Annotated in this window: 15 protein-coding genes; 6 read left to right on the top strand and 9 right to left on the bottom strand. The window is 67.2% G+C overall.

What is annotated here, in order from left to right; genetic code table 11:
- Positions 1-84 precede the first annotated feature (84 nt).
- Entirely contained in the window at positions 85-327 is a 243-nt protein-coding gene (locus tag L6Q96_04375) for a hypothetical protein (protein ID MCK6553808.1), read from the bottom strand.
- Between the two features lie 167 nt (positions 328-494).
- Here L6Q96_04375 and L6Q96_04370 point away from each other — a divergent pair, with 167 nt between their 5' ends.
- The 3 genes from L6Q96_04370 to L6Q96_04360 all read left to right on the top strand — a co-directional run bounded on the left by L6Q96_04370 (position 495) and on the right by L6Q96_04360 (position 6543).
- Positions 495-1418 carry a class I fructose-bisphosphate aldolase gene (locus L6Q96_04370; GenBank protein MCK6553807.1) on the top strand — a complete coding sequence of 308 codons (924 nt, stop codon included), beginning with the start codon at positions 495-497 and terminating at the stop codon, positions 1416-1418.
- 194 nt (positions 1419-1612) lie between these two features.
- The gene (locus L6Q96_04365; protein ID MCK6553806.1) at positions 1613-3424 is read left to right on the top strand and encodes a matrixin family metalloprotease; all 1812 of its coding nucleotides are present in this window, start codon (positions 1613-1615) and stop codon (positions 3422-3424) included.
- A 404-nt stretch (positions 3425-3828) separates the two neighbouring features.
- Positions 3829-6543: an FG-GAP-like repeat-containing protein gene (locus tag L6Q96_04360; protein MCK6553805.1), complete on the top strand. Its 2715-nt coding sequence runs from the start codon at positions 3829-3831 to the stop codon at positions 6541-6543.
- Here the strand turns inward: L6Q96_04360 and L6Q96_04355 are convergent.
- From L6Q96_04355 to L6Q96_04330, 6 genes are all read right to left on the bottom strand, one after another.
- Entirely contained in the window at positions 6430-8397 is a 1968-nt protein-coding gene (locus L6Q96_04355) for a hypothetical protein (GenBank protein MCK6553804.1), read from the bottom strand. The two genes, L6Q96_04360 and L6Q96_04355, sit on opposite strands and share 114 nt — an antisense overlap.
- Before the next feature lie 99 nt (positions 8398-8496).
- Positions 8497-9595, bottom strand: a protein-coding gene (gene prfB / locus L6Q96_04350; GenBank protein ID MCK6553803.1) for a peptide chain release factor 2 whose coding sequence is annotated in 2 segments (ribosomal slippage) — positions 8497-9522 and positions 9524-9595 — 1098 coding nt in all. Because the reading frame shifts where the segments join, the coding sequence is not laid out codon by codon here.
- Positions 9592-10083: an rRNA maturation RNase YbeY gene (ybeY, locus tag L6Q96_04345; GenBank protein MCK6553802.1), complete on the bottom strand. Its 492-nt coding sequence runs from the start codon at positions 10081-10083 to the stop codon at positions 9592-9594. The genes prfB and ybeY overlap by 4 nt, the downstream gene beginning before the upstream one ends.
- Positions 10084-10107: 24 nt before the next feature.
- Positions 10108-11130 (bottom strand): PhoH family protein, encoded by a 1023-nt coding sequence (locus tag L6Q96_04340; protein ID MCK6553801.1) that lies wholly within the window; start codon positions 11128-11130, stop codon positions 10108-10110.
- Positions 11131-11149: 19 nt separating this feature from the next.
- Positions 11150-13777: an alanine--tRNA ligase gene (gene alaS / locus L6Q96_04335; protein ID MCK6553800.1), complete on the bottom strand. Its 2628-nt coding sequence runs from the start codon at positions 13775-13777 to the stop codon at positions 11150-11152.
- Between the two features lie 115 nt (positions 13778-13892).
- A complete protein-coding gene (locus tag L6Q96_04330; protein MCK6553799.1) occupies positions 13893-14891 on the bottom strand; it encodes a hypothetical protein in 999 nt (332 codons plus the stop codon).
- Positions 14892-15298: 407 nt separating this feature from the next.
- On the opposite strand from L6Q96_04330, the gene L6Q96_04325 reads away from it, so the two are divergent.
- Complete coding sequence (locus L6Q96_04325; GenBank protein MCK6553798.1) at positions 15299-16276, top strand: nitronate monooxygenase family protein; 978 nt, start codon at positions 15299-15301, stop codon at positions 16274-16276.
- 128 nt (positions 16277-16404) lie between these two features.
- Here L6Q96_04325 and L6Q96_04320 read toward each other — a convergent pair whose 3' ends face one another.
- The gene (locus tag L6Q96_04320; GenBank protein MCK6553797.1) at positions 16405-17208 is read right to left on the bottom strand and encodes a methyltransferase domain-containing protein; all 804 of its coding nucleotides are present in this window, start codon (positions 17206-17208) and stop codon (positions 16405-16407) included.
- A gap of 93 nt (positions 17209-17301) precedes the next feature.
- On the opposite strand from L6Q96_04320, the gene L6Q96_04315 reads away from it, so the two are divergent.
- Both L6Q96_04315 and L6Q96_04310 read left to right on the top strand, forming a co-directional pair.
- Positions 17302-18261, top strand: a complete 960-nt coding sequence (locus tag L6Q96_04315; protein ID MCK6553796.1) for a DMT family transporter — start codon at positions 17302-17304, stop codon at positions 18259-18261.
- Between the two features lie 255 nt (positions 18262-18516).
- Positions 18517-19647, top strand: a complete 1131-nt coding sequence (locus L6Q96_04310; protein ID MCK6553795.1) for a uroporphyrinogen-III decarboxylase-like protein — start codon at positions 18517-18519, stop codon at positions 19645-19647.
- A 48-nt stretch (positions 19648-19695) separates the two neighbouring features.
- Here the strand turns inward: L6Q96_04310 and L6Q96_04305 are convergent, their stop codons facing one another.
- Positions 19696-25368, bottom strand: coding sequence for an ATP-grasp domain-containing protein (locus L6Q96_04305; GenBank protein ID MCK6553794.1), 5673 nt, complete (start codon positions 25366-25368; stop codon positions 19696-19698).
- Between the last annotated feature and the right edge of the window lie 143 nt (positions 25369-25511).

The raw sequence follows: 25511 nt of genomic DNA, 5'->3' as shown, positions 1-25511 counted from the left end.
CACCGATCCGCCTGCCGAACGACACCCTTTCCTTTTTAGCGGATGCGGTGACGATCGCGCCACGGGAATCGGCTGGGAGGTCTTTCAGCTCACGTTGCCGACGCCACGGGCCTGAGCCCGGTCGAGTCCCTCGTTGAGCAGGGCGACGATGGCGGCGCTCTTGGTGACGCCAAGCCGTTGGGCAACGCGGTGAACACGACCGAGAAGGTCGGCAGGGACCTTGAGGTTGACCAGGCGCCGGCCCGCAGCATCTGTCGGACCGCCGATCAGATGAGCGAGACGCAATTCCGTCAACGGCACGTCAGGAGCTTTCCGCGCACGCTTCATACCGCCGCACCTCCTCGGCCCGCCCCGGCGGGTCTGGTCCAGTCCGTTACTGGTTCGTGCCTACACCGAAAGCTTTCTCGGGTGCAAGTCTCGTCAACGGCAACGAGGGGCACCTTCACCTCGCCCACGCGCTGCGGTATGCTCCGGCCCCGAAGGAGGACCCCACCATGACGGAACGTGTCCGCGAGATCCTCGGTTGGTACTCGAGCGACAACCCGGGAACGCTCGCCAATCTGGCGCGAATGATGAATACCGGCCGACTGGCCGGCACCGGCAAGTTCGTTATCCTGCCGGTCGATCAGGGGTTTGAGCATGGCCCCGCGCGCAGTTTCGCGCCGAACCCACCGGGCTACGATCCGCGGTATCATTTCGAGCTGGCATTGACGGCGGGCTGTAACGCTTATGCGGCGCCGCTGGGGTTCCTGGAGGCTGGAGCCGCCGAGTTCGCCGGCGAGATCCCCTTGATACTGAAGCTGAACAACTCGGATTCGCTCTACACCGGCGCCGACCCTTGCCCGGCCATCACGGGCAGCGTCGACGATGCCCTGCGGCTCGGTTGCTCGGCGATCGGATACACGATTTACCCGGGCTCGGCGTTCCGCAACCAGATGTACGGCGACCTGCGCGCCCTGGCCGAGGAAGCCAAGCGCAAGGGTCTGGCCGTGGTCGTGTGGTCGTACCCGCGCGGCAGCGCTCTGTCGAAGGAAGGCGAGACGGCCATCGACGTCGCGGCCTACGCCGCGCAGATCGCCGCGCAGCTCGGGGCGCACGTCATCAAGGTCAAGCCGCCGTCGGCCCACCTGGAGCAGGGTGCCGCAAAGAAGGTGTACGAGAAGGAACGCATCCCCACCGGCACGCTGGCCGAACGCGTCAAACATGTCGTCCAGAGCGCCTTTGCCGGACGGCGGATCGTCATCTTCTCGGGCGGGGAAGCCAAGGGCGACGACGCCGTCTTCGAGGAAGTGCGGGGCATACATGCGGGCGGCGGCTTCGGCTCGATCATCGGCCGCAACTCCTTCCAGCGGCCGAAGTCCGACGCCGTCAAGTTCCTGCACAAGGTAATGGACATCTACGCCGGGAAGGCGGCATAGCATCCGCTGTATTCGGCGCCGGCGCAGCCGGCAAGGCGCCCGCGCGGCGCTTTGCCGGCGCTGCGCGCACGGCGCCTGCCGCCGCAGTTGCGCGTGGCACGGAGGTGCCGGCCGGCGGCGCGATTGGCAGCCGCATGCCGCGTTGAGTCGACCGTCGTCTGTTGCTTGATGGGGCGAAGGCATGGCCGAACGGCGTGGCATCCGCGTTGCACTTCTGCGGAGGCATGAAGTGCGTCGCGCAAGAACTCATCGGTGCCGCGCTCGCTGGCAGTCTCGTGCTGGCAGTTCACCACGAGACGGCGCGCGCAACAACCTTCGTGGTCATGTCAGACGATGCTCTGGTTGCCACCTCGGCCGTGGTCGCGGTCGGCACAGTCAGCGCGATTGCAACCGGCGCCGACTCTCCGGATCGGCTCCACACGACAATCGCGCTGCGCGTCGACACGCAGGTCAAGGGGCCGGTACGCGAGGAAATCGTTTTCGTCGAGCCCGGCGGCGAGGCGGCCGGGAGGCGGCGCGTTGTATTCGGCGCCGCGCATTTCTTCGTCGGCGAACGCGTGCTCGTATTTCTGCGCCGGCGCCCCGACGGTCGACTGGCGACAAACGCCATGGCCATGGGGAAGTACAGCATCGTGCGGAGCGCGAGTGGCGACGTCGCTCGGCGTCAGCTCGGCGGTGAAGCGGGCGCCGCCGCTCTGACCTACGATGCCCGGCGTGGGGTCCTGACGGCCGCAGCAGCCGTCGATCAACGTCCGCTGGCCGAGTTCCTCGACGAGTTGCGGGCCCTGGCGGCCATCGCACCTGCGAACGACACGGCGCCGGCGCTGCCTGACGAATCGCTCCCGAACACGGGTAGCGCTGCCTTCACCTTCCTAGGCCCGCCGGCGGCGCGCTGGGCGGAACCGGACGCCGGGTTGCCGGTCGCTTATCGCGTCGATCCGAATGGCGACGCGGGCATCGGAAGAAACGCATCGTTACTCGCGGTAAGTCGCGCCATGGCGGCGCTGAGCCATGCCGAGACGAGCCTCCGGCTGGTTGACGCCGGCCCGGCGGTGCCGGCGCGCTTTCAGGCCTGCGACGGCGCCAGCACCATCCAGTTCAACGATCCCTTTGGGGAGATCGGCGCGCCGAGCAACTGCGGCGGCATTCTGGCCATCGGCGGCTATTGCACCAGCAGCGCCACGACCGACGTGCCGGGCGTCCCCTATCCGATGCAGCGCATTGCGGAAGGCGATCTAACGGTCAACGACGGCTTCGGCGGCTGCGGTTTCTGGACGGCAACGAACCTCGCCGAGGTCCTGACCCACGAATTGGGGCACACCGTTGGCCTCGGCCATTCGTCCGAGAATGGCCGCGAGGCCGATCCCGTGCTCAAGGACGCAACCATGTACTACCTCGCCCACTTCGACGGCCGCGGCGCCGCGGTGCGCGCCGACGACATCGCGGGGCTCCGGACCCTGTATCCCGCCGCCGCGCCGAGCGATGGAGACGGCGACGGCGTTGCGGACGGCGACGACAACTGCCCGGACGCGGTCAACCCCGAGCAGGTGGACGCGGACAACGATGGGCGTGGCGACGCCTGCGATCCTATACGCGTACGTTCGTTCACGATCTGGACTGATGCCCAGGGTCTGGCGGTAACGGCGCAAGTGTACTTCCCGGCCGGTAGCGCCTTCGATCCGGGGCGGCAATCGCTTGGCATCGAAGTGCGCGACAGTACCGGAGCGCTCTACCGGGGCGCCATGAATGCGCGTTCGTGGCGCCGCAGCGCGAGCAGTCTGCCCTCTTACAGCGGCACCCTTTCCAGCAGCACGAACGATGCGCGGGGGCGGGTGACGTTTCGCTGGCTGCGCGGTAACGCCGCGAGCATCACCGTCCGCGCCAGCGCCGCGGCGCTGGGCGGGGCAACCGGCGAGCAGACCGAGATGACCCTGACGTTCGGAAACTCGACGTTCACCGAGTCGCTGGTGCTCGAACGTAGTGGCGAGGCCTGGGTGCGTCGCTAGCCAGCCTGAGCGACGCTACGGGAAGGCCGGGAGTCGCAACGCCCGCCCCGAGCCGTCCAGAAATTGAGGGGGGTGAACGGCTGGAGATATTGGCTGGTTCACCCCCGGCCTCCGGTGCCCGCTCTTAGACTCCGCAAGTCTTCGACTCCTCGATCCGTCTTATTCCGCACTCTTTAGCGGCTTCTCGATTCCCGAACTCCCGGACTTCGGCCGCCGCCGGGTGTGCCGGGGACCTGCCGGCCGATGCCATGCGGCTTGCCGCAGCGCTAATTTCAAACCGGCAGCCTGCGCTTTTCGCTTGAAAAAGTGGGTGCGGCCGATGGAGAGTGGACCGTCGACATGCCGTCACCTTCGCGCACAACGCGACTAGAATAACGGGCTGCACTCGGTCGAGGAGAGGTTACATGAGAAAACTGTTGCCTGCGGTGCTGCTGTGGTCGGTCATCATTTCAAGCGGCGGCTCCGCACTCGCACAGATCACGCTCGTTCCGGGACAGGCGGTCCAAGTACCCCGGCGTCCAACGTACATCACTGCGGCCGACTTCAACGGCGACCGCCTCGCCGACGCGGTCGCGCTGAACCCCGGATCGAACAAGGTGACGGTGCTCTTCGGCGACGCCCAGGGCACGTTCAAGACGATTTCCGATTTCGACGTCGCTCGTGGCCTCGAACAAGTGCAGGCCGGAGACCTCAACAACGACGGTCGTCCCGATATTGCAATCGTCACCAACTTCGCGGGCGGCAGTGTCTATGTGCTCTATTCGGAGCTCAACGGGACGTTCAAAAAGGCCGCCCAGCTTGGGAAGACGTCCGGACGTCGCCCGGTGGACCTTGCCATCGGCGACTTCGATCGTCCGAATGGGAAAGGCAACGACGTCGCCACGGCCGACATCAATAGCGACAGCGTCGGCGTTTTCCTCAATTTCGGCGGACAACTTGGCTTCTCGTCCCCGTCGGCCTCCCAGGCCGGCGACCGGCCGCAACGCGTGGTTGCGGGCGACATCAACCGAGATGGCAACGATGACCTCGTAACGCTCAACACCGGGGCAAGCGGCGCCGAGAGCGTGTCGGTGCTGTTCAGCTCCGGAACAGGCGCCTTCTCCTCGCCGCGACCGTTCACGGTTGGCGTCCGCACGCGCACCCTGGTCCTGGCCGACGTCAACCGCGACCAGGCACTCGATGTTCTGGTGCTCAACGGCGGTATTTCGCCGCGGACCAACAACTTCGACGTATCCGTGTTGTTGAATAACAATCCGGCACCGGGGTCTACCGATCCTTTGTTTTCGACCATGATGCCGGTGAAGGTGAGTTGTCCGTCGAGTATCGGTGGGATCGCGATCTTCTGCCAGCCGAACGGGATAGCGGCCGGGGACTTCGACCAGGATGGATTTGCCGACTTCGCCGTTTCGGTTCACACGATTGCCCAAACCGGATCGAGCCCGACCGCGGGACTGCTGCTCGCTTATGCCGGGAACGGAGACGGCACCTTCAGCTTTGCGACGCAGGCCTCCGTGGGCACGCGGCCAAAGGGCATCGTTGCGGCGGACTTCAACGGCGACCTTATCCCGGACCTTGCCGTCGCCGAGGAAGGCGATCGTACGGTCCGTGTCGTTCACAGTCTGCCTCCGGTAAAGCGCAATCTCGGCCTGCCGTGTAACCTCGGCACCCAGTGCGAATCGACGCTCTGCCTCGACGGGGTCTGCTGCAACGCCAGCCAATGCCCCGCAGGCCAGTTCTGCAATATTCCGGGTAGCGAGGGCACCTGCGCGGTTCCGCTCGGCAACGGTAACGCCTGCACGGCTGGAAATCAGTGTGCCTCGGACAACTGCGTCGGCGGCTTCTGCTGCGGGTCGGCCACCTGCCCGGCCGGACAGTACTGCAACACCGGCAGTTGCGGCCCGCCGGCCCCGAACGGGACGCATTGCGCGACCCCCGACCAGTGCGCGTCGAGCAATTGCGTCGACGGCGTCTGTTGCGCCTCGGAGATCTGTCCTTTCGGAGCGCGCTGCGACATCCCGGGGTCGGAAGGCGTATGCATCGGACCCCAGCCCATCGGTAACGCCTGCACCAGCCCGTCGCAGTGCGACTCCGGTTTCTGCGTCGACGGTGCCTGCTGCGGCGTGAACTCGTGCCCTCTCGGTCAGTCTTGCAACGTGCCCGGCAGCGCCGGTGGATGCGCGAACATACCCCCGGCATCGGCAACCCCTACCCCGACGGCAACGCCCACATCGACGCCGACACCGCAGCCGATTGGAGCCCAGTGCAGTTCGGGAACTCAGTGCGTCTCCGGAGCCTGCGTCGATGGGGTCTGCTGCGCGTCGGCAAGTTGCCCGCAAGGCCAGGCCTGCAACATCTTCGGCGCACTGGGGAGCTGCTCGGCCCTGCGCCCCGACGGCCAGGAGTGCCGCACCGACGGCGACTGCCTGTCAGGCAACTGCCAACCCGGCACCCCGCCCGTCTGCGCGGCGCCCCGAACCCCGACGCCGACTCTCACGGCGACCCGCACGCCGACGCCGACGCCGCTCGCCAACGGGCAGTTCTGCCTCGACGACTCCGACTGCCAGTCCGACTTCTGCACCGATGGCTTCTGCTGCGCCGCCCGCTCCTGCCCGGAAGGCCAGGCGTGCAACATCGAAGGCCGCGAAGGCCAGTGCAGCGCCCCGAAACCGACCGGTGGCCAGAGCTGCAATCCAAGCGAGGCCAGTCCGTGTGCGGGCGGTCTGTTCTGTAATCCCGAGAGCGTCTGCTGCCAGTCCGCCACCTGTCCGCAAGGGCAGCGCTGCGACATAACCGGCAAGGAGGGTCGCTGCGCCGCCCCTTCGGGTTCCAACGCCGAGTGTTCGAAGAACACCGACTGCCAGAGCGGCCTGGAATGCCGGTTCGATGCGACGACCGAGAAGTACCGCTGCCTGCCGCCGCGGACGCCGACGCCGACGCTCATCCCACAGCCGACCCCGACGAAGGTCGGTGGAACGACGATTACGTCGACGCGCAGTGGCGGGTGCTCAATCGCCGATACCGGCAGCGACAGCAATGGCGCCTGGCTGCTCGCCGCATTGCCCGTTGCCCTTGGTCTCCGCCGACGGGCAATCGCGATCGTCAGCAGCCGGCGCCAGTAAGGCGGCGCACGCGGCCTGCCACTCGGGAAGCCGATCGGCAGGCCGCGTCGCACCATCGATCTCGAACACGCACCCGTCGCGTTCTCCCCGATTGCGCAACCACGCCGCCAGGATCGTCGTCCCGTCGACGTCTTCCGCAGACGGGCCACGCGGGCGCGCCGCCGCATCGCCCGGCATGCATCGCGCGATCAGACCTCCAAGATGCGCGGGGTCCTGCAACCGCTCCCGGCCGACCAACCTTCCCCCCACGACAACGTACGCGCATACAGACCGCCGGTCCGCTACCGGCTGCAGCACGAGGAAATTCTGCCGCTCGACAACCCACCCCAGCACCCGACAACGCCGCGCCAACCTTTCCAACAGCTCGATGTCGCGCTGCGCTCGGCCGGCTGCCTCGTAAGCGCACTCGGCAGCAAACGCGTCCCGCCGTCGCACCAACTCCCGCTCGGCCCAGGTCGTGTCGCCGTCGAGGAAGCGCTGGCATGCGCTCACCTGCTCCGCATACGCCTCCGCCTCGACGCGACCGGCGCACGGCGCCGTGCACGCCCCCACCTGACCGTGGAAGCACGGGCTCGCCTCGGCGTCCGGCCGCAATCTCTCCGCACACGTCCGCAGGCGAAACAACCGGCCCAGTAAGGCGCTGACGCGCTCGGCTTCCTCGCGCCCGCGAAACGGACCGATAAAGCGAGCCCGGCCCCGGCTGAGACGGCGGACGATCGAGAGACGGGGGTAGGCACCGGTCAGCGACAGCTTCACGAAAGCAATACGCGGCAGGTGTTTGCCGAGCCGGTTGTACGGCGGCTGCTCGCGCCGGATGGCCGCCGCCTCTTCGAGCGCGGCCTCGAGCTCGGAGCCGGTTACCGTCACACGCACGTCGTGGGTGTGACGAATCAGCGCCAGCGTCTTATTGCTGTGCCCGCGCGCATTACTCAAGTAACTGCGGACGCGCTCGCGCAGGTTGCCGGCCTTGCCGATGTAAAGCAGTTCACCCTTCTCCCCGAGCAGCCGGTACATCCCGGGGGCCGCCGGGAGTTGGTCGACCCGCACCCGCGGCAAAGCGCACACGAACGGCCGGCCGTCACGCGCCTGACCCTGCAGATCGATCGCCTGATTCAGCAGCGTGACGCCCCTCCCCGCGAGCCGTTCGAGCAGATGGAAGAATACCTCGACGGTAATCCGCACATCGCCGAGAGCGCGATGCCGATCCGCCTGCGGGATCGCAAAATAAGCCGCCAACGCGTCGAGACCGCGCCGGCGCAGAGCGGGCAGCAGTCGCCGCGCCAGCCTGAGCGTACACAGGTGCGGATGCGGCAGAGGGCCGCCGTCGAAAACCGTCGCGGCAGCGTTCAGGAATCCGAGGTCGAAAGCCGCGTTGTGCGCGACGACGACGTCCGTACCGAGAAAGGCCCGGAACTGCGGCCACACCACGTCGATCGGCGGCGCCGCTGCGAGCAGGTCGTCGGTTATGCCGGTCAGGCGGCTGATAAACGGCGGCAGCCGGGTGCGCGGATTTATCAACTGCTCGAACGTCTCGACGATACGCCCGTCGCGCACCCGGGCTGCCCCGATCTCGATGATTCCCGTCGCACTGGCCCCGAGGCCGGTCGTTTCGATATCCACCACGACGAAAGTCGTCTCCGCCAGCGGACGGGCGAGCGCCGTGTTGACCCGCGCAATCCAGGTCCGCTCCTCCGGCTGCCAGACGAAGCGCGGATCGTCGCCGAGCAACTGCTGCAAGACCCGGTTACCGAGTTCCGGGTCGGCAGTCGGCTGCGAGAATACCAGATCGATGAGCTCACGCGACGACGCACCACCGGGCCGCTCGCGCAGGTATTCGTAAAGCTTCTGCCGCACACCAGCCTCCTCTGCCCCCACCCCGGCTCTTAACCTGTCGGCGACCAGAAAGCGAGCAAAAGGCGAAAGGTGCGGGGCCTACCGACGACGGCTGACCGGTCAGTTGGCGGCGGCCTGCAGGTACGCCTCGATAAACGTGTCCAGATCGCCGTCGAGCACCCCGTCCGCGTTGCCGACCTCAACGCTGGTGCGGTGATCCTTCACCAGCCGGTACGGGTGCAGCACGTACGAGCGAATCTGGCTGCCGAAGGCAATGTCTTTTTTGGACTTGTCGAGTTCGGCCATTTTGTCGCGTTGTTTCTGCTGCTCCAATTCGTAGAGGCGCGCCCGCAGGATCTTCATCGCCATCGACTTGTTCTTGTGCTGAGAGCGCTCGTTCTGACAGGCCACCACGATTCCGGTGGGCAGGTGCGTCAGTCGCACAGCCGAATCCGTCTTGTTGACGTGTTGGCCGCCGGCGCCACTGGCCCGGTAGGTGTCGACCCGCAGGTCCGCCTCGTTGATCTCCACCACCACTTCGTCGTCGATTTCCGGGTAAACGAAGACCGACGCAAACGACGTGTGGCGGCGCGCATTGGCGTCGAAGGGAGAGATCCGCACCAGTCGATGGATGCCGGCCTCCGCTTTCAAGTAACCGTACGCGTACGGCCCCTCGACCGTGATCGTGGCGTACTTGATGCCGGCGCCTTCGCCGGGGGCCTGGTCCACGAGTTCCACCTTGTAGCCACGCCGTTCCGCCCAGCGCATGTACATGCGGAGCAGCATCTCCGCCCAGTCCTGCGCCTCGGTTCCGCCCGCCCCCGGGTGCAGGGTGACGATCGCGCTGCCGGGATCGTGTTCGCCCCCCAGCTTCCGTTCCAGCTCGAGCCGATCGAGGGCCTTCTCGATCTCGCTCAACTTCGCACCCGCTTCCGCCTCGGCCTCCGCATCGCCTTCGGCACCCAACTCGGCGAACACCCTGGCGTCGTCGACGTCGTTGCCGAGTTTTCGCCATGCCGCGATCGGGGCGGCAAGATCGGCACGCTCCTTCAGAACCGCCTGGGCCTTTTCGGCGTCGTTCCAGAACTCGGGGGCTGCCGCGCGGGCATCCAACTCGGCGATCCGCCGCTCACGGGTCGGGACGTCAAAGATACCTCCCGAGCGTCTCCAGACGGGCGGTGGCGGATGCGATGCGATCGGCAATCGATGTCTCGGTCATGATTCCTCCCGGGCTGTATTCTTGCGGCCTCGCCGCGGCGGCGCAAGGGACTGACTCGCCTCCAGCGCAGCCATCGTCCGGCGTTCGGCCGCCCGCATGCGCCGGGCCTCGGCGGCCGATCTCTCGTGATCGTAACCCAGCAGGTGCAGCACTCCGTGGACAAGCAGGGTCCGTAGCTCGCGAGCGAGCGACACGCGCCGCCGTTGCGCCTGCCGCGCTGCCGTCTCGAGCGAAATCACCACGTCGCCAAGAACCGGATCGTCGCCGGCGACTCGCTCGCCTTCGCGCATCGCGAAGGCCAGCACGTCCGTCGGCCGATCGGCGTGGCGATACTCTCGGTTAAGCGCCCGAATCGCCGCGTCGCCGACCAGGCTGACGGTGAGTTCCGCCTCGGCCTCGCCAAGCAGGCGGACGAGCCGGCGCGTATCGGCGCGCACCGCGGCCGCAATGGCGGCGCTGCCGCAACGGCGGTGGACACTGACCGGCATGGAATCGACCCCCGCCGCGCCCCTTCACGTCGACGACTCGGGCCCGGGATCGTTGCCGGTCCGCCGCGCCTCGCGGCGACCTTCGAAGCGGTCGTAGGCGGTGATGATGTCCTGCACCAGCCGATGGCGGACCACGTCGCGCTCGCTGAACTCGCAGAAGCGGATACCGGGCACATCGGCGAGGACCACCTGGGCTTCCTTGAGACCCGAGGGCTTGCCGGCGGGCAGGTCGATCTGCGTCACGTCGCCGGTGATCACCGCTTTCGATCCGTAGCCGAGCCGGGTGAGAAACATCTTCATCTGCTCCCCGGTCGTGTTCTGCGCCTCGTCGAGGATGACGAACGAGTCGTTCAGGGTACGACCGCGCATGAATGCCAGCGGCGCCACCTCGATGGCGCCGCGTTCCAGCATCTTTTGAGCCCGGTCGAAGTCGACCATGTCGTGCAGAGCGTCATAGAGCGGTCGCAGGTACGGATTGACCTTCTCGGCCAGGTCGCCGGGGAGGAAGCCGAGCTTTTCGCCCGCCTCGACCGCGGGGCGGGTGAGGATCATGCGCGCGAAGTTGTTGCGCATCAGTTCCGCCACGGCCATCGCCATGGCCAGGTAGGTCTTGCCGGTGCCGGCGGGGCCGATGCCGAAGACGATGTCGAAATTGCGGATGGCCTCGATATACGCTTTCTGCGCGCCGCTCTTCGGCGTGATCACGCGCTTATGGGCGGAGATGTAGATGGTGTCGAGAAAGATGTCGCGCAGGTTGGCGGCGCGGTCGCGGCTCAGGATGCGGATCGCATAGTCGACGTCGCTGGGATAGACGGGGTAACCGTTCTCGAGCAGGCCGTAGAGCTGGGTCAGAGTACGCGCGGCCAGCTCGGCCTCGACTTCGTCGCCGCTGACGAGCAGCGTGTGGCCCGCCGTACCGATGCGCACCCCGAGGACGCGCTCGATCGCTTTGAGGTGTTCGTCGTTGTTGCCCAGGAGGGCGTGCAGCAACCGCGCGTCGTCGAACTGGAGCTCGCGGCCGGCGGGACTGTGGTGGGCGATTACCAACGCAGTATTGGCTCCCGTATCACGCCAGCAGCTCGCGCGCCGCCTGCAGAACGGCGGGGATCTTGGCGGCATCCTTACCGCCCGCCTGCGCCAGCTCCGGCCGGCCGCCGCCGCGTCCGCCGACTATGGGGGCCAGCTTGCCGATCAATTGACCGGCGTGGACCTGCTTGGCGAGATCCTTGGTGACGGCGGCGAGCAGACTGACCCTGTCGTCGGCGCCGCCGGCGAGAACGACAACTCCGCTGCCGAGCTTCCGGCGCAGCGTGTCGGCCATCTCGAGGAGCCGTTGCGCATCGGCGCCGTCGACCTGCCCGGTGACGACGCGAATGCCGTTCTTGCCCACGAACGCCTGACTGAGCAGGTCGTCGCTCTGCGAGCCGGCGAGCTGCACCCGCAACTGCTGGAGCTGGCGCTCGAGCTCACGCTGCTGGGCAAGCAACCGCTCGACCTTCTCGGCCACCTCGGTTTCGCTGCCCTTCACCAGCTCGCCAAGCTGGCGCAGCGTCAGTTCGCGTTCGCGGATCGCCGCCAGCGCGCCGATCCCCGTCGTCGCTTCGATGCGGCGTACGCCGGCGGCAACGCTCGACTCGCCACGCAACTTGAATACACCGATGTCCCCGGTGCGGCGCACGTGCGTCCCGCCGCACAGCTCGATGGAGAAGTCGCCCATGCGCACCACGCGCACACGGTCCCCGTACTTGTCCCCGAAAAACGCCAGAGCACCGCCGCGGATGGCGTCGTCGTAAGACATCTCCTCCGTGCTGACCTCGGCGTTGGCGCGGATGTAAGCGTTGGTCTCGTCCTCGATGGCGGTCAGCGCGGCCGCGTCGACGCTGTGGGTGTGGGTGAAGTCGAATCGCAGACGGTCCGGCGCCACCAGGGAACCCGCCTGGCGCACCTGCGTACCCAGGCGATCGCGCAGGACAGCGTGCAAAATGTGCGTAGCCGAGTGGTTCAGGCGCGCCGCATTGCGCCGCTCGGCGTCGATGCGCAGCCGCACCCGCTGTCCGGCGCGGAAGACACCGCGCCGTACGACACCGAGATGTACGGTCAGGTCGGCGCGGGGCTTTTGCGTGTCGGTCACGTCGATGATCGCCCCGTCCGCCGCCTCGATCCACCCGACGTCACCGACCTGACCGCCCGATTCGCCGTAGAAAGGAGTCTCGGCAACGACGACCTGAACCGCGTCGCCATCGCGCACCTCGGTCGCCTCGGTGCCGTCGTAGAAGAGCGCAAGGACCTCGGACTCGTGCTCGACCGCGCCGTCGCCGACGAAACGCGAGGCGTTGCCGCTGTGCGCCACGCCGACCTCGGCACCCGCCTTCCGGGCATCGCGGGCGCGCCGGCGCTGCTCGTCCATAGCGGCATCGAAACCGGCGACGTCGACCCCGTAGCCCTCCTCGCGGAGAATGTCCTGCGTCATATCGAGCGGAAAGCCGTAGGTGTCGTAGAGCTTGAAGGCGACCTCTCCGGGTAGTTCGTGCACGCCGCGCCGACTGAGCCGTTCACGCTCGTGCGCCAGCAGGGAGAGCCCCTTCTCCAGGGTTTCGGCGAAGCGCTCCTCCTCGCTGCGGATGACCCCCTCGATGTGATCCCGGCGCTCGACGACCTCGGGATACGCCGCACCCATCGAATCGACGACTGCCTCGGTGACCCGCCACAGGACGGGCTCGGTAAAGCCCAGGTCGCGGGCGTGTCTGGCGGCGCGGCGCAGGATGCGGCGCAGGACGTAACCGCGCCCGTCGTTGCTCGGGACCACGCCGTCGGCGATCATGAAACTGAGGGCGCGCGAGTGGTCGGCAATGACCCGAAAGGCGACGTCGGCGCGCAGGTCCTCGCCGTAGCGGCGCCGGGCCAGTTCCTCGGTGTGCCGAATGAGAGTGCGGAACAGGTCGGTATCGTAGTTCGACGGTACGCCCTGCAGGACGGCCGCAAGTCGTTCGAGGCCGGCGCCGGTGTCGACGTGCTTCGCTTGCAGCTCGTCCAATGCGCCCGAGGCGGTGCGGTTGTATTGGATGAAGACGAGGTTCCAGAGCTCGATGTAGCGCGCGCAGCCGCCGTTGACCCAACAGCGGTGGCCGGCGACGTGCTGACGGTCGCAGGCCGCCGCGCCACGATCGATGTGGACCTCCGAACACGGCCCGCACGGCCCCGTGTCGCCCATCTCCCAGAAGTTGTCCTTCTCGCCAAACCGCAGGATGCGGTCGTGCCCGATGTCCGTCTCGCGCTGCCACCAGCGTTCGGCCTCGTCGTCCGTGGTAAACACGGTGGCGTAGAGGCGGTCTTTCGGGAGCTGCCACTCCTTGGTGAGCAACTCCCAGGCCCAGGCTATGGCCTCTCGCTTGTAATAGTCCCCGAACGACCAGTTGCCGAGCATCTCGAACAGCGTGTGGTGGTAGGTGTCGCGACCCACCTCTTCGAGGTCATTGTGTTTTCCGCTCAGTCGCAAGCAGCGCTGGGCACTCGCGGCGCGGGGGATGGCGCGGGCCTCGAGGCCGAGGAAGACGTCCTTGAATTGCACCATACCGGCGTTGGTAAACAGCAACGTCGGGTCCTTGTCCGGGAGCAGCGACGAGCCGCGCACCACCTCGTGCCCGCGGGCGCGGAAGAAATCGAGAAATCCCGTCCGAATCTGCGCACCGGTGATCATCGACCCTTGCTTAGCAGCCTTCCGATATTATGGCGAGAACTCGATACGGGCGGGCCGCAAACCGCGTTCTCACGGCCTTCCGACCGCCGGGCGGCCCGTTCTTCCCGCGGCGTCATTGCGGTCGCAAGGCGGGCGAAGCGAGCATACGGCGATACCACTCCGCCAGTGCCCACGTCCCGATGGCCGTGGCGTGATACCGCCAGTACGGCGGCTCGCCCTCCGTGGCCACGCCCCAGCTACCGTCGGGCTGCTGGAGGTCCATCAGGGTAGCGGCCCATGCGTTCATGACGGGATCGGCGAAACCGGTCATGACGTTTTGGAGCAAGCGCTCGCCGTAAAGGTCGATATCGAGCGTGGCCTGCGGCGAGAACGGTGCCGGCTGCGCCGCCCGGAGCTCTTCGTGCATTGCGCGCACGCAGCGTTCGTAGGTCGCCTTGTCGACGCAGCCGCGGCGAAAGGCAATGTCGATGGCCCACAAGGCATGGGTGGTCTCGTAGCCGCCGTTGTCGCGCATCGGGCCGCACACGTACACGGTGGTCTCGGGACGCCAGCCGTTCTTGCGGCAGTGCAGCGCCTCGGTCAGCGGCCGGTTGACGTTGACCCGGCGGCCCGGCTCGGTAGGCACCACCCAGCCGGCCGTGTGCTCCGCCGGGGCCGTCGCCGCGGGGTTCCAGAAGGCGCGTTGCGGATGATCCGAATCCTTCTCCGCAACGGCGCGTGCTCGATCGAAGGCCCGGGTGAGCGCGTCGCTGTCGACGGTATCCCGAATGTGGTGCAGCATCACGGCCGCGTCGAAGCGCAGTTCGTCGGTCGGAAACGCGGATAGCCAGGCGGCGGCCCGGTTCATCGCCAGGTCGAGCCGGTCCCATACGCTGCACGACTGCGCACAGGTTTGCCGGATCGCGTCGGGGGGCGAGAGCATGACCGGAAATCGCGGTGACGGCGCGGCGGCGATGCCCGCGGCCAGCCCATGCGCCGGTGCGCCGCCGCCCGCCGCACGGGTCAGCAGAGGTTGGCCCGCACCGGTGGGCAGGGGCGCGGGCGTGACACCGAAGGCCGCGCCTGACCAGGCAACCAGAAAGACAACGGTACAGCGGGACAGGAAAGCCACCTTACGGCGCTACTACGAACGTTGCGTGGGCGTCAAATCGCGCGCGACTCGCGCGTGACTCGCACGCGCCTGCTCTGTCGGGAGAGGCCGCGTCCGGACGACGAGAGTCGGCATGAACCGCAGTCGAAGTACCGTAGATGCGCCGTTTTCGCGTTGGTTCGAGGTCGACTCGCTCCGGAGAGAGCCGGTGCGGTATCTTTGCCGGGGTCGCCCGCTGGACCGGACGCTCTGTCAATTGATAAGGGCAATATGCATATTGAGCCAACCTGAGCTACTACTTCGCGAGTTCGTCGCATGGTGCGAAGAATTTCGGAATGCGGATTTCGGATTGCGGACGACGGATTCATGAGTTCCGCATTCCGCAATCCGCAATGGGTCGCGGGCGAAGCCCGCGCTGAGGAGAGGTCATGAAGACCAGGATCACCGAGCTTTTCGGAATCGAGCACCCGATCATCCAGGGCGGGATGCATTTCGTCGGCTTTGCGGAGTTGGCTGCCGCGGTTTCCAATGCCGGCGGCCTGGGGATCATCACCGGCCTGACGCTGGGGACGCCGGAGAAGCTGGCCAGGGAGATCGCTCGCTGTCGCGAGATGACGGACAAGCCGTTCGGCGTGAACCTGACCTTTCTGCCGTCTTTGACGCCGCCGGATTATCCGGGACTCGTGCAGACCATCATCGACGGCGGGGTGAAGATCGTCGAGACCGCCGGCCGCAACCCGGAGCAGGTCTTGCCGCCGCTCAAGGCAGCCGGGGTCCGCGTGATTCACAAGTGCACTTCGGTCCGCCATTCGTTAAAGGCGCAGTCGATCGGCTGTGACGCCGTCAGCGTCGACGGCTTCGAGTGCGGCGGGCATCCCGGCGAAGACGACGTACCGAATTTCATCCTGCTGCCGCGCGCCGCCGAGGAGCTCAAGATTCCGTTCGTGGCTTCCGGGGGAATGGCGGACGGGCGCTCGCTGGTGGCGGCTTTGGCACTCGGTGCGGAGGGCATGAACATGGGGACGCGGTTCATCGCCACGAAGGAGGCGCCGGTTCACCAGCGGGTGAAGGAGGCGCTGGTCGCCGCCAGCGAACTCGATACTCGCCTCATCATGCGTTCGCTGCGCAATACCGAGCGGGTCTTGCGCAACGCGGCCGTCGACCGGCTGTTGGAAAAGGAAAAGGCGCTGGGGGCGAACTTGCAGTTCTCGGACATCATCGAGGAAGTCGCCGGGGTTTACCCGAGGATCATGCGCGAAGGCGACATGGAGGCCGGCGCCTGGAGTTGCGGGATGGTGGCCGGCTTGATTCACGATGTCCCGACCGTCAAGGAGCTGATCGATCGCACCATGGCCGAGGCCGAATCGATCATCCGCCGGCGCCTGGCGGGTTTCGCCAGCGCGTGACCGAGGCCGGGGCCCGGTCCGTCCCACTGACGCGGCACGGCGCGCGAGGTAACACTAGGCCTGGCGCCGGTCGGGATCGGTTCCCGACCGGTCGCCGCTTGACCAGGGCCGAACGCGACTGGCCCCTATCAGGACCGTCGCGCGATGAAACGTCCCTGTGCGATCTTGCCCGCTTGCGCAAGTTGCTGCAGGAACTGCATCTCGCCGGCAACCGCGCCCAGAGCGTTCATGTCGAAGCCGAGAATGCGCAGGGCATCGTAGGTAAGCTGCATGTCGACCATCTGTAAGTAGAGATCGACGTACGGTCCGAACCGCCCCGTGTCGGCCGCCTCGATCACGGTGCAGCCATTCTTTTCGAGCAAGGCACGGTAGTCCCCGATACTCGCGAGGGTCGGGAACTTCATGAATCGCATATAACGGTCGGCCTCGGCGCTCGTGAGTCCGGCCGGGCCTTCGACCCAGTCGGTAAACGCCACCACGCCGCCGGAACGCACCAGCCGCGCCGCCTCGGCGACGAGTTGCGGTTTATCCTCGACGTAGCACCAGGCGTCCTCGCCCCAGACGAAGTCGGCCTTTCCCGCCGGCAAGCCACTGGCGCAGACGTCGGCGAGATGGAACGCGATGCGATCGCCCACGCCCTCGCTCTTGCAGCGCTCCCGGCCGCGGTCAACCACCTTCTGCGTTGCGTCGACGCCCGTCATTGCATCCACGTTGCGGACACGCACCAGAAAGCGCATGCCCGCGCCGGTGCAGCAGCACAGGTCGACGCCGCGCTGGCCCGGACCGATGCCCGCTCTTTCCGCCAGATCCATCGACGACTTGAAACCGCCGATGTGGATCTGTTGCCCCATGATGAGTTCCCAGAGATCGCCCTCGGCCCCGCTGTACACCGCGTTGACCTCAGCCAGATGAATGCCTGCAAGCTGCTTCACGATCGCTCCTCCGTATTGGATTGCTCGCCGCCCATTGCCGCCTGCGTAACGCGGCGAACGGCGCACCCTAGCACGGGCCGCGGCGATCGTCCTATGACAACAGTCATGTTCGAGCCGCGCGAAGCGCAATTGCGCCGACATGACCGTCTGGTCGCGAGTTTGACGATCTTCGCCGCCTCGCTGCTCTGGGGCACGCTGTGGATCCCGTTACGCGAGCTGCGCGCCGCCGGATCTTCCGCCGAATGGCTGACCGCCGCCGGCTTCATGCTGCCGTTGCTGGTCCTGCTCCCGGTCGCGGCCAGACGCCGGGCGCACATCCGCGGCGCCGGGCCGACACTCCCCGCGGCGGGCTTCGGACTCGCCCTGGCGATCGCCCTCTATGCCGAGGGAGTCGTGCGCGGCAACGTCGCGCGCGTAGTCCTCCTCTTCTATCTCATGCCGGTATGGACGGCGCTGTTGGCGCGCGTATACCGGCTGCAGCCGATCACCGGCCGGCGGCTCGCCGCGATCGGTCTGGGACTTGCCGGCCTCGCGGTGATTTACGGTCCCGGCGCGGCCGCGCCCGGCCACAACGCCTCGGCCGATTTGATGGGTCTGATTGCCGGTGTAGCCTGGGCGGCGACCCTGGTCCTGTTCCTGCCGACCGCCGGCCAGGCCCCTCTCGATCATGTGTTTGCGCAGTTCGTCTTTCTCGCTCCGGTTTACGTCCTCGTGAGCGCGTTGCCGGGCGCGGAACTGGCGGTTCCGGCCCCGGGCGATGCGGGACCGGCCGCACTCCTGTGGTTGCTCGCCTTCTCGCTGCTCTGGATGCTCCCGGTGGTGTGGCTGACGATCGCCGGGGCAAGCCGCGTCGAACCCGGGCACGCGGCCGTGCTGTTCATGCTGGAGATTGCCGTCGCCCTGGCGTCGGCGGCGGCGCTTGCCGGGGAACCCTTCGGCTCTCGCGAAGCTATCGGGGCGGCGCTGATTGCCGGCGCCGGAATGCTCGAGGTACTGGCTGACCCGGCCCGGCAGCCGGGTCGGGCCGCCGACCGGATCGGTCCGCGAGGCTGACGCCGAGCTCGTAGCGAGCCGGCCGCGCGGGCGACTTATCGGTCTGCGGAGCGTCGACCCGCACCACGTAATCCCCGTCGTCGGAAAGCTTACCGGACCACGTACCGCCAGCCGACATCCTGCCAACGAACGACGCCGTCATGGCCGGCGTCCTTTCGGCAAGAGAACCGTCCCTTAAGAGCGGAGTTATGCGCACGGCGCAGCCCCTTGACCAGCGCCGCGCAGTTCATCACACCAGACGCGAGGAGGCGATCGATGACGCACACGCCCGACTTTGCGAACTTGCGGCGCACGATTCTGCGGCAGGGTCCGCCGGGACCCGTACCGTTATTCGAGATCTTCGCCGACACGGGCATGGTCGAAGCGGTGCTCGGCGAGCGTTTCCCCATCGACCTGCGTCGCTTCATAGAGGAGCCGTCGCCGACGATCTCGGCCGAAGAGCTGCCGGCGGTGCTGACGGCGCTCGACATGTACGTGCGCTTCTGTCGCGACCTGGGCTACGACTACGTGTTCACAACGACCGGATTCAACCTGCGCCGCAGCCTTACCGCCGCGGCCGACACCACCGGTGCCCGGAACTGGGCGGACGGCCAGCGCTACTGGCAGGACGAGGCGGGCGGACCGATCCAGAGTTGGCGGGACTTCGAAACCTATCCGTGGCCAACCCCCGAGAGCCTGAGTCACCCGGGACTCGATTACGTCAGCGCCGTCGTACCGGAGGGGATGAAGGTGGCCGCCTTCGTATACGGCGGCGTCTTCGAGGTTTCGACGTGGCTGATGGGCCTGCAATCGTTCTCGTTTGCGCTCGCCGATGAGCCCGACCTGGTCGCGGCGATCGCGCAGCGAGTCGGGGAACTCGCGACCGCCACGGCCAGACAGGTCACGGCGATCGACAACGTCGAAATGCTGGTATTCACGGACGACCTCGGTTTCTTCAGCGGCCCGCTGGTGTCGCCGGCGGTCGTTCGCCGCTACATGTTGCCGCACTACAAAGCGATTGCCGAGGCCGTGCACGCGGCCGGTAAGCTGTTCGTCTTCCACTCGTGCGGCAACATGTACGGGCTGATGGACGACCTGATCGACACGGTGGGCATCGACGCCAAGCACTCGTTCGAAGACAAGATTCTGCCCGTGGACGAAGCGTACGCGCGATGGGGAGACCGCACCGCCATTCTCGGCGGGGTGGACATGGATCTCCTCGGGCGCGGCACGGTCGAGCAGGTACGCGCCCGCACGCGACAGATTCTCGACCGCTGCGCGGCCAGCGGGACGGGATACTGCCTCGGCACCGGCAACACCGCCGCCAATTACGTTCCGAAGGAGAACTACCTCGCCATGCTCGACGAGGGCCGCCGCTGGAACCGGGAGCACTTCGGCACGGAGTAGTGGGTTCCCCCGGTCGCGCCTCGCTCCCGCGACCCCGGCGCCCACCCCTCAAACGTCACCCCACGGCTGCCGCACCGGCTCCCGCCCTGCCGCGAGATAGCGCTGCATGCCGCGCTCGAGGGCCTCGATCAGATACGGGCGCAGGCGGGCCGCCGGAATGATGTGATGCAGCGCTCCCGTCTTCAACGCCCTCTGAACGCTGTGAATCTTGTCGAACTCGTCGGCCACCTCGCCGAGCTTCTCCGAGTGAACACTCCGCATCACCTCGTCGAGCTGCCCGCGCAGCCGCACCTTGTCCACACCCTCGGCCGCCCCGACCTCCTTCTCGAGCGCCTGCACCCGCGGATCCTTGCGCACCCGCGCCGCCACCTCGCCGGCAAAGACGACCGCCGCCGCCGGCGCGCCGCCGATCACCGACGCGTACGACCCCTCGACCGCAGCCGCCTCGATATTCGCGTTCAACTTGCCCGAGAACACCACGTACGCGCCACCGTGGTAACGCGAAACCACACAGAACACGATCGGACCCCGGAAGTTGACGATCGCCCGGCCGATCTCGGCTCCGTACTCGAGCTGCACTTCCCGCATCGACTCCGGCGAACCGTCGAACCCGGACAGGTTTGCCAGCACCACCAGCGGGCGGTTCCCGCTGGTTGCGTTGATCGCCCGCGCAATCTTCTTCGAGGACTTCGGAAACAGAGTCCCCGCCGTCCAGTGGTCCGGTCCGTCGGCCGGCAGAAAACCCAAACGCGGAATCGAGTGCGACTCGATGCCGATCATGCACACCGGGTAGCCGCCCAGGTGCGCGTCCCAAACCACGCCGATCTCCGCGTCGCGCATGTCGTGCCAGCGTTCCAGCGGCCGGTGATCCTGGTCGATCGCCGCCGCCATCACCCGGCGGATCTCGAACGGCCGCTTCCGACCGGGATTGCGCTCGTTCGAAAAGACATCGCCGACGAGCGCAAAACCCTCGCCGCCGTCGGTGCCGTGCGGATAGCTGCGCACGTCGCGGTCGATCGGATCGGTGGTGGCCGCCCGGCGCGGAAACGCCTCGCCCGGCAGCAGGTACGAAAGATCGTAATGCTGAAAGAGAACGCGAATCGCTTCGGCGATGTCACGTGCCCAGTACTGCGCCTGCCCGTTCGGCCCCATTATGCGCTCGTACCCGCCGATGCCCTGGTTGTCCTCCGCCGACACGCTGCCCGAATAGTCGAGCGCCTGCTTGCCGGTGAGCACCATGGCGCCGAGGGGCGTCATCACCAGGATGCCGCGCGTGTGCATCAGCATCGTCGCCTCGGCGTTCCAGTACGGCTGCGCGCCAACGTTGATACCGTTGACGACGACGTTGACCTCGCCGCCGGCCTGGGTGAACTCGATCAGCTTGCGGAGAACGTGCGAGATCCAGTCCATGTTCTCCGTCCCGCTCTCCATCGAGATCTTGGCCCCGGCCGACAGGGCGAACCACTCGACCGGCACTTTCATCTCGGCGGCAAGATCGAGCGCGCGACTTATCCGCAGGCATTCCGGCTCGGCCAGTGCCCCCATGGCGCGGCTGGGGTCGCCGAGCAGAATCACGCGCGCCATGCCCTCCTTGTACTTCCGGGTGTAGTTGCGCACGACGCCGACAACGATATTGGCGGCGTTGTTGCCGGCCGGACGCTCGACCGGCACCAGCCGGTTGCCGGCGTCGAGGTCGTACTCGACGAAATCCCCCGGCGGAAACTCCGCCTGCGCCGCGTCGCGCGTCGGCGTCAGCATGCGCACGATCTCGTAAGGGTAAACGAGGCCCCGCTGACGCATACGCAGGACCTTCAGATCGTATTCGCTCAGCGGCTCCAACGGACGGTCGGGCGGCGGCCCCGAAGTCAGCAGCAGACCGGAGCCGGTCGGATTCGACATGCGCAGCACCGTGTCGCGCAGCTCGCCGGTTTCGGGTTGCGGCATGCGGGCACGGACCACGACTTGCTCGATGCCCAGACCCTCGGTGGCCGGTGCGAGCTTGTGCATAACTTCGTTCAGCTCATCCGCATGGAGATCGAGGGGCGGCCAGACATAAAGCAGGATGCGGTTCCAGACAAACCGATTGTGCGACGTGCGCTCCGCCTGCACGCGGCGGATGCTACTCAGCGCCTCCATGAGCATGCGTTCGAGATAAGGGAGGTTGACGACCCGCCCGCTGTCGTCGCGAACCGGCGTGAGGTCCCGCACCTCGGCAATGGCGATCAGGCGCTCGTCCTTCGGGTTGCTGTGCGCGACGGCGTGGAACAGATACACCTCCGGCGACGCCGGCAGGCGCTGGGTGTCGAAGTTGGCGAGCCGCCACATGTGCATGCGCTTCGCCATCATCGGATGCAGGCCGCGGTGCAGCAGCTCCTCGGCATAGCCGTCCGCGCTCGGACGAAAGGTGAAATGCTGCACGGGGCCGTCGGCCTCGCCCTCTCCGGGACCGGTGATGACGACGACGACGCGGCGGAGCCGCCGTGGCCATGCCACCGCCGCGAGGATGGTCTGGACCTGCCGCGCGGTGTCGTCGGGCTCCGGAAGGGCCGCGGTCGACCAGACGTAAAAATCGACCACGACATCGCTCTCGGGAGGAATGTCGCGCACGATTTCGGTCAGACCGGCCGCGGTTTCGGCAAGGTGTGGGTAGTCCGCGTAAGTGGCGACGACGTGGATGTGCCTGCCCTCCCAGTCGTACTCGGCCGCGGCGAACGGGTGATGGTCGAATTCGCGGCAGATGACCGTACCGATGTCGCGGATGCGGTAATAACGCCGCGTCATTACTTCGAGAATCAGCTCGCGCAAGTTCACGTCGGCGCCGCGGTACAACCGCCACAGCACGCTGAGCAGCGGCTGTGCGCAGTTGACCAACGCGTTGATCCGGTCGCTCCGATCGTGCGCCCTCGGTCGCCGGGCGAGATAGGCGAGATGATCCTCCATGTCGCGATACACGCGGCGGCGCGACGCGGCGAACAGCGGCTCGTCGAAGTAGCGGTAACGAACTTCGCGGGCCGCGTCGCTGACCGTCTGCGCCCGGCCGTGAGTGACCGCGACCAGGCGATCGAGCAGCGCCCTGAACTCCGGGTCGGTGCGCGCAATCAGCGTCTCGACGTGATGCAGGCGCCGTTCCAGAATGTTCAGAATCACGGCACTCTGCTGATCGATGCGCTGCTGCGCCTTGAAGATCCGCACGAGACTCTCGTCGAGCCGCGGCGTGCGCTCGAAACCGTCGACCCCGTAATGCGTGAGGGCACGGCGCAGCTTGGCCAGAAAGCTCTCGGGGAGGCCCCCCCCACGGGTGTCCGGGCTGCGCAGATACGAGAACAGATACTCCTCGGTGCGCGCCGCCTCCGGCCCCTCGGGATCGTCCGAAGCTGGCTGTCGCCGGAACAGAGAGCAGAGATCGGCAAAGGCGGCCAGCAACTCGTTCTCTCCCCGCCACAGGTCTTCGTCGTCGGGCGGCAGCTCGCGGCACAACGCTTCCCGCGTCGCGAACAACATCCGCGCATCGGCGGTGTCGACATCGAATCCCAACATCAACTGCACGAGACCTTCGAGGTTCCGGCGGCAGCGCACCTGCGCGCTCTCCATGCCCACCGCTCTGCCGAGCGCCGCGAAGTCCAGCACCTCGCCCGCACCGGCGTCCCGCTCCGCACCGGCCGGCTCCAGCACCACCAGCGGGGCGCCGGTGTCCACCTGGACGTTGTTCTTGACGAGGATCTGCCGGACACGGCCGGCGAACGGGGCGGTCACCGGCATCTCCATCTTCATTGCCTCGAGGACGACGAGCCGCGCCCCGGTCTCGACCTCGTCTCCGACCTTGACCGGAATATTGAGAACCACGGCCGGCGACGGGGCGCGCACCAACCCCCCGTCGTCGCGCGACACGTGGTGCGGCACGCCGTCGACTTCGATCTGACTGTCGAGCCCCTGCGGGACCGACAGCACGCGATGACGGGCCTCACCGATGGTCAGCCAGCGTTCGTAACGGCCCAGGCGATCGACGCCGACGTCGAGGCGGCGTCCGCCGGTATCGACACGGTATCGCCTCGGCCCGAGGCGCAACACGAGAAACCGGTAACCCCGACCGCGATAGCGCAGATCCACGGTGTAACCGATGTCTCCCTTGACGCGCGGCCGGCCGCGGGCCGCCGCCGTGTAGAACTGCGACTGCTCGATGGCGAGCTCGGCGTCGTAGGCGTCGATCGCGGCTTGCAGTATGGCGACGTCGGCATGCCGGCGCGACAGGTGCGCACCGGCGGCAGCAAGCCGATCGAGCCACGTGTTGTCGCCGCCCCCGCCGCTGACCTCGGCGCGGTCCAGAAGGTCGACCAGAAAGGCCTTGTTCGTGGTGCCGCCACGGATGACGACGACCATGTCCGCAAGCGCCCGGCGCAGGCGCGCCAGGGCCTCGTCGCGGTTATGGCCGTGCGCGACGATCTTGGCGATCATCGAGTCGAACTCGGGGGGAACCACGTCGCCTTCGTTGACGCCGATGTCAATCCGCAGCCCGGGCCCGGTCGGTAAGCGCAACACCTCGACACTCCCGGGCGCCGGACGAAACTGGTTGTCCGGGTCCTCCGCGTTGAGGCGAACCTCGATGGCGTGCCCGTTGGGGAGGATCGCTTCCCCCGACCGTATCTCCGTGAGCAGTGGCGCCGCCGTGGGCTCGCCGTCGACGACGGCGCCGTCGAGACGCCCGCCCGCGGCGACGTGGAGCTGCAGCTTGACGAGGTCGAGCCCCGTCGTCATCTCGGTGACCGGATGCTCGACCTGCAAACGGGCGTTGACTTCCAGAAACGAGAAACGGCGCGTTTCCGGCTCGAAGAGGAACTCGACGGTGCCCGCGTTGCGGTAACCGGCGGACTGGCACAATCGCACCGCCGCCTCGCGCACCCAGCGGTCCTCTTCGGCCGACAACACCGGCGACGGCGCCTCTTCGAGCACCTTCTGATTACGGCGCTGAATCGTGCAGTCGCGCACGCCAACCGCCCAGACGTTGCCGTAGTTGTCGGCCACGATCTGCACCTCGACGTGCCGCGCGCCGGCCACCATACGCTCGATGAAGACCGTCGCGTCCCCGAACGAACGCAGTGCCTCCGACCGCGCGCGTTCGAAGGCCTCGTCGAGATCGGCCAGCGACTCCACCCGCCGGATGCCCCTCCCGCCGCCGCCGGCGGTCGCCTTGATCACCAATGGAAAGCCGATGCGTTCGGCGTGCAGGCGAGCCTCGTCGTGCGACTCGACGGGACCGCCGCTCCACGGCGCAACCGGAACGCCGACGCGCTCGGCGAGGTGCTTGGCGGCGATCTTGTCGCCCAACCACCGCATGACGTTGCCGTCGGGCCCGATGAAGACGACGTCGAGTCGGCGGCAGAGGTCGGCGAAGTCGGCGTGCTCGGAGACGAAGCCCCAGCCCACCCAGACCGCCTCCGCGCCGGTGTCGAGCAGTGCCCGCTCCAGCATCGCGTAGTCGAGGTACGCACTCTTGCGCTCGCCGTCCTTCGGGTCGACGAACATGGCCGGACCGATGCAGTAGCTTTCGTCCGCTTTGCGCACGAACATCGCCCGCTGCTCCGGCTCGGTGTACAGCGCGATCGTGCGTAACGGCTGCGCCTGCCGCCGTTCCAGCTCCCGGTTAAGTTCGCGCACCGCATGGATCAGGCGCATGGCGGCTTCGCCGCGGTTCACGATCGCCACACGTTGGAAGGGAACAGGCATGGAGGCTCCGGTCAGACTCGGTTGGCAGGACGACACGCGGTTGGACGGGGGGACGGAGACAGAGTTCGGGTTGTCATGTGACCTCTCGCGGACGCCGATGTTAGCATGCAACCGCAAGCCGCCTGACGGCCACCACCCGACAC

The sequence above is a fragment of the Candidatus Binatia bacterium genome (assembly GCA_023150935.1).
Classification (GTDB): Bacteria; Desulfobacterota; Binatia; order HRBIN30; family HRBIN30; genus JAKLJW01.
The sequence above is the reverse complement of the archived record's forward strand: the minus strand, read 5'-3'. Positions and strand labels throughout refer to the sequence as shown.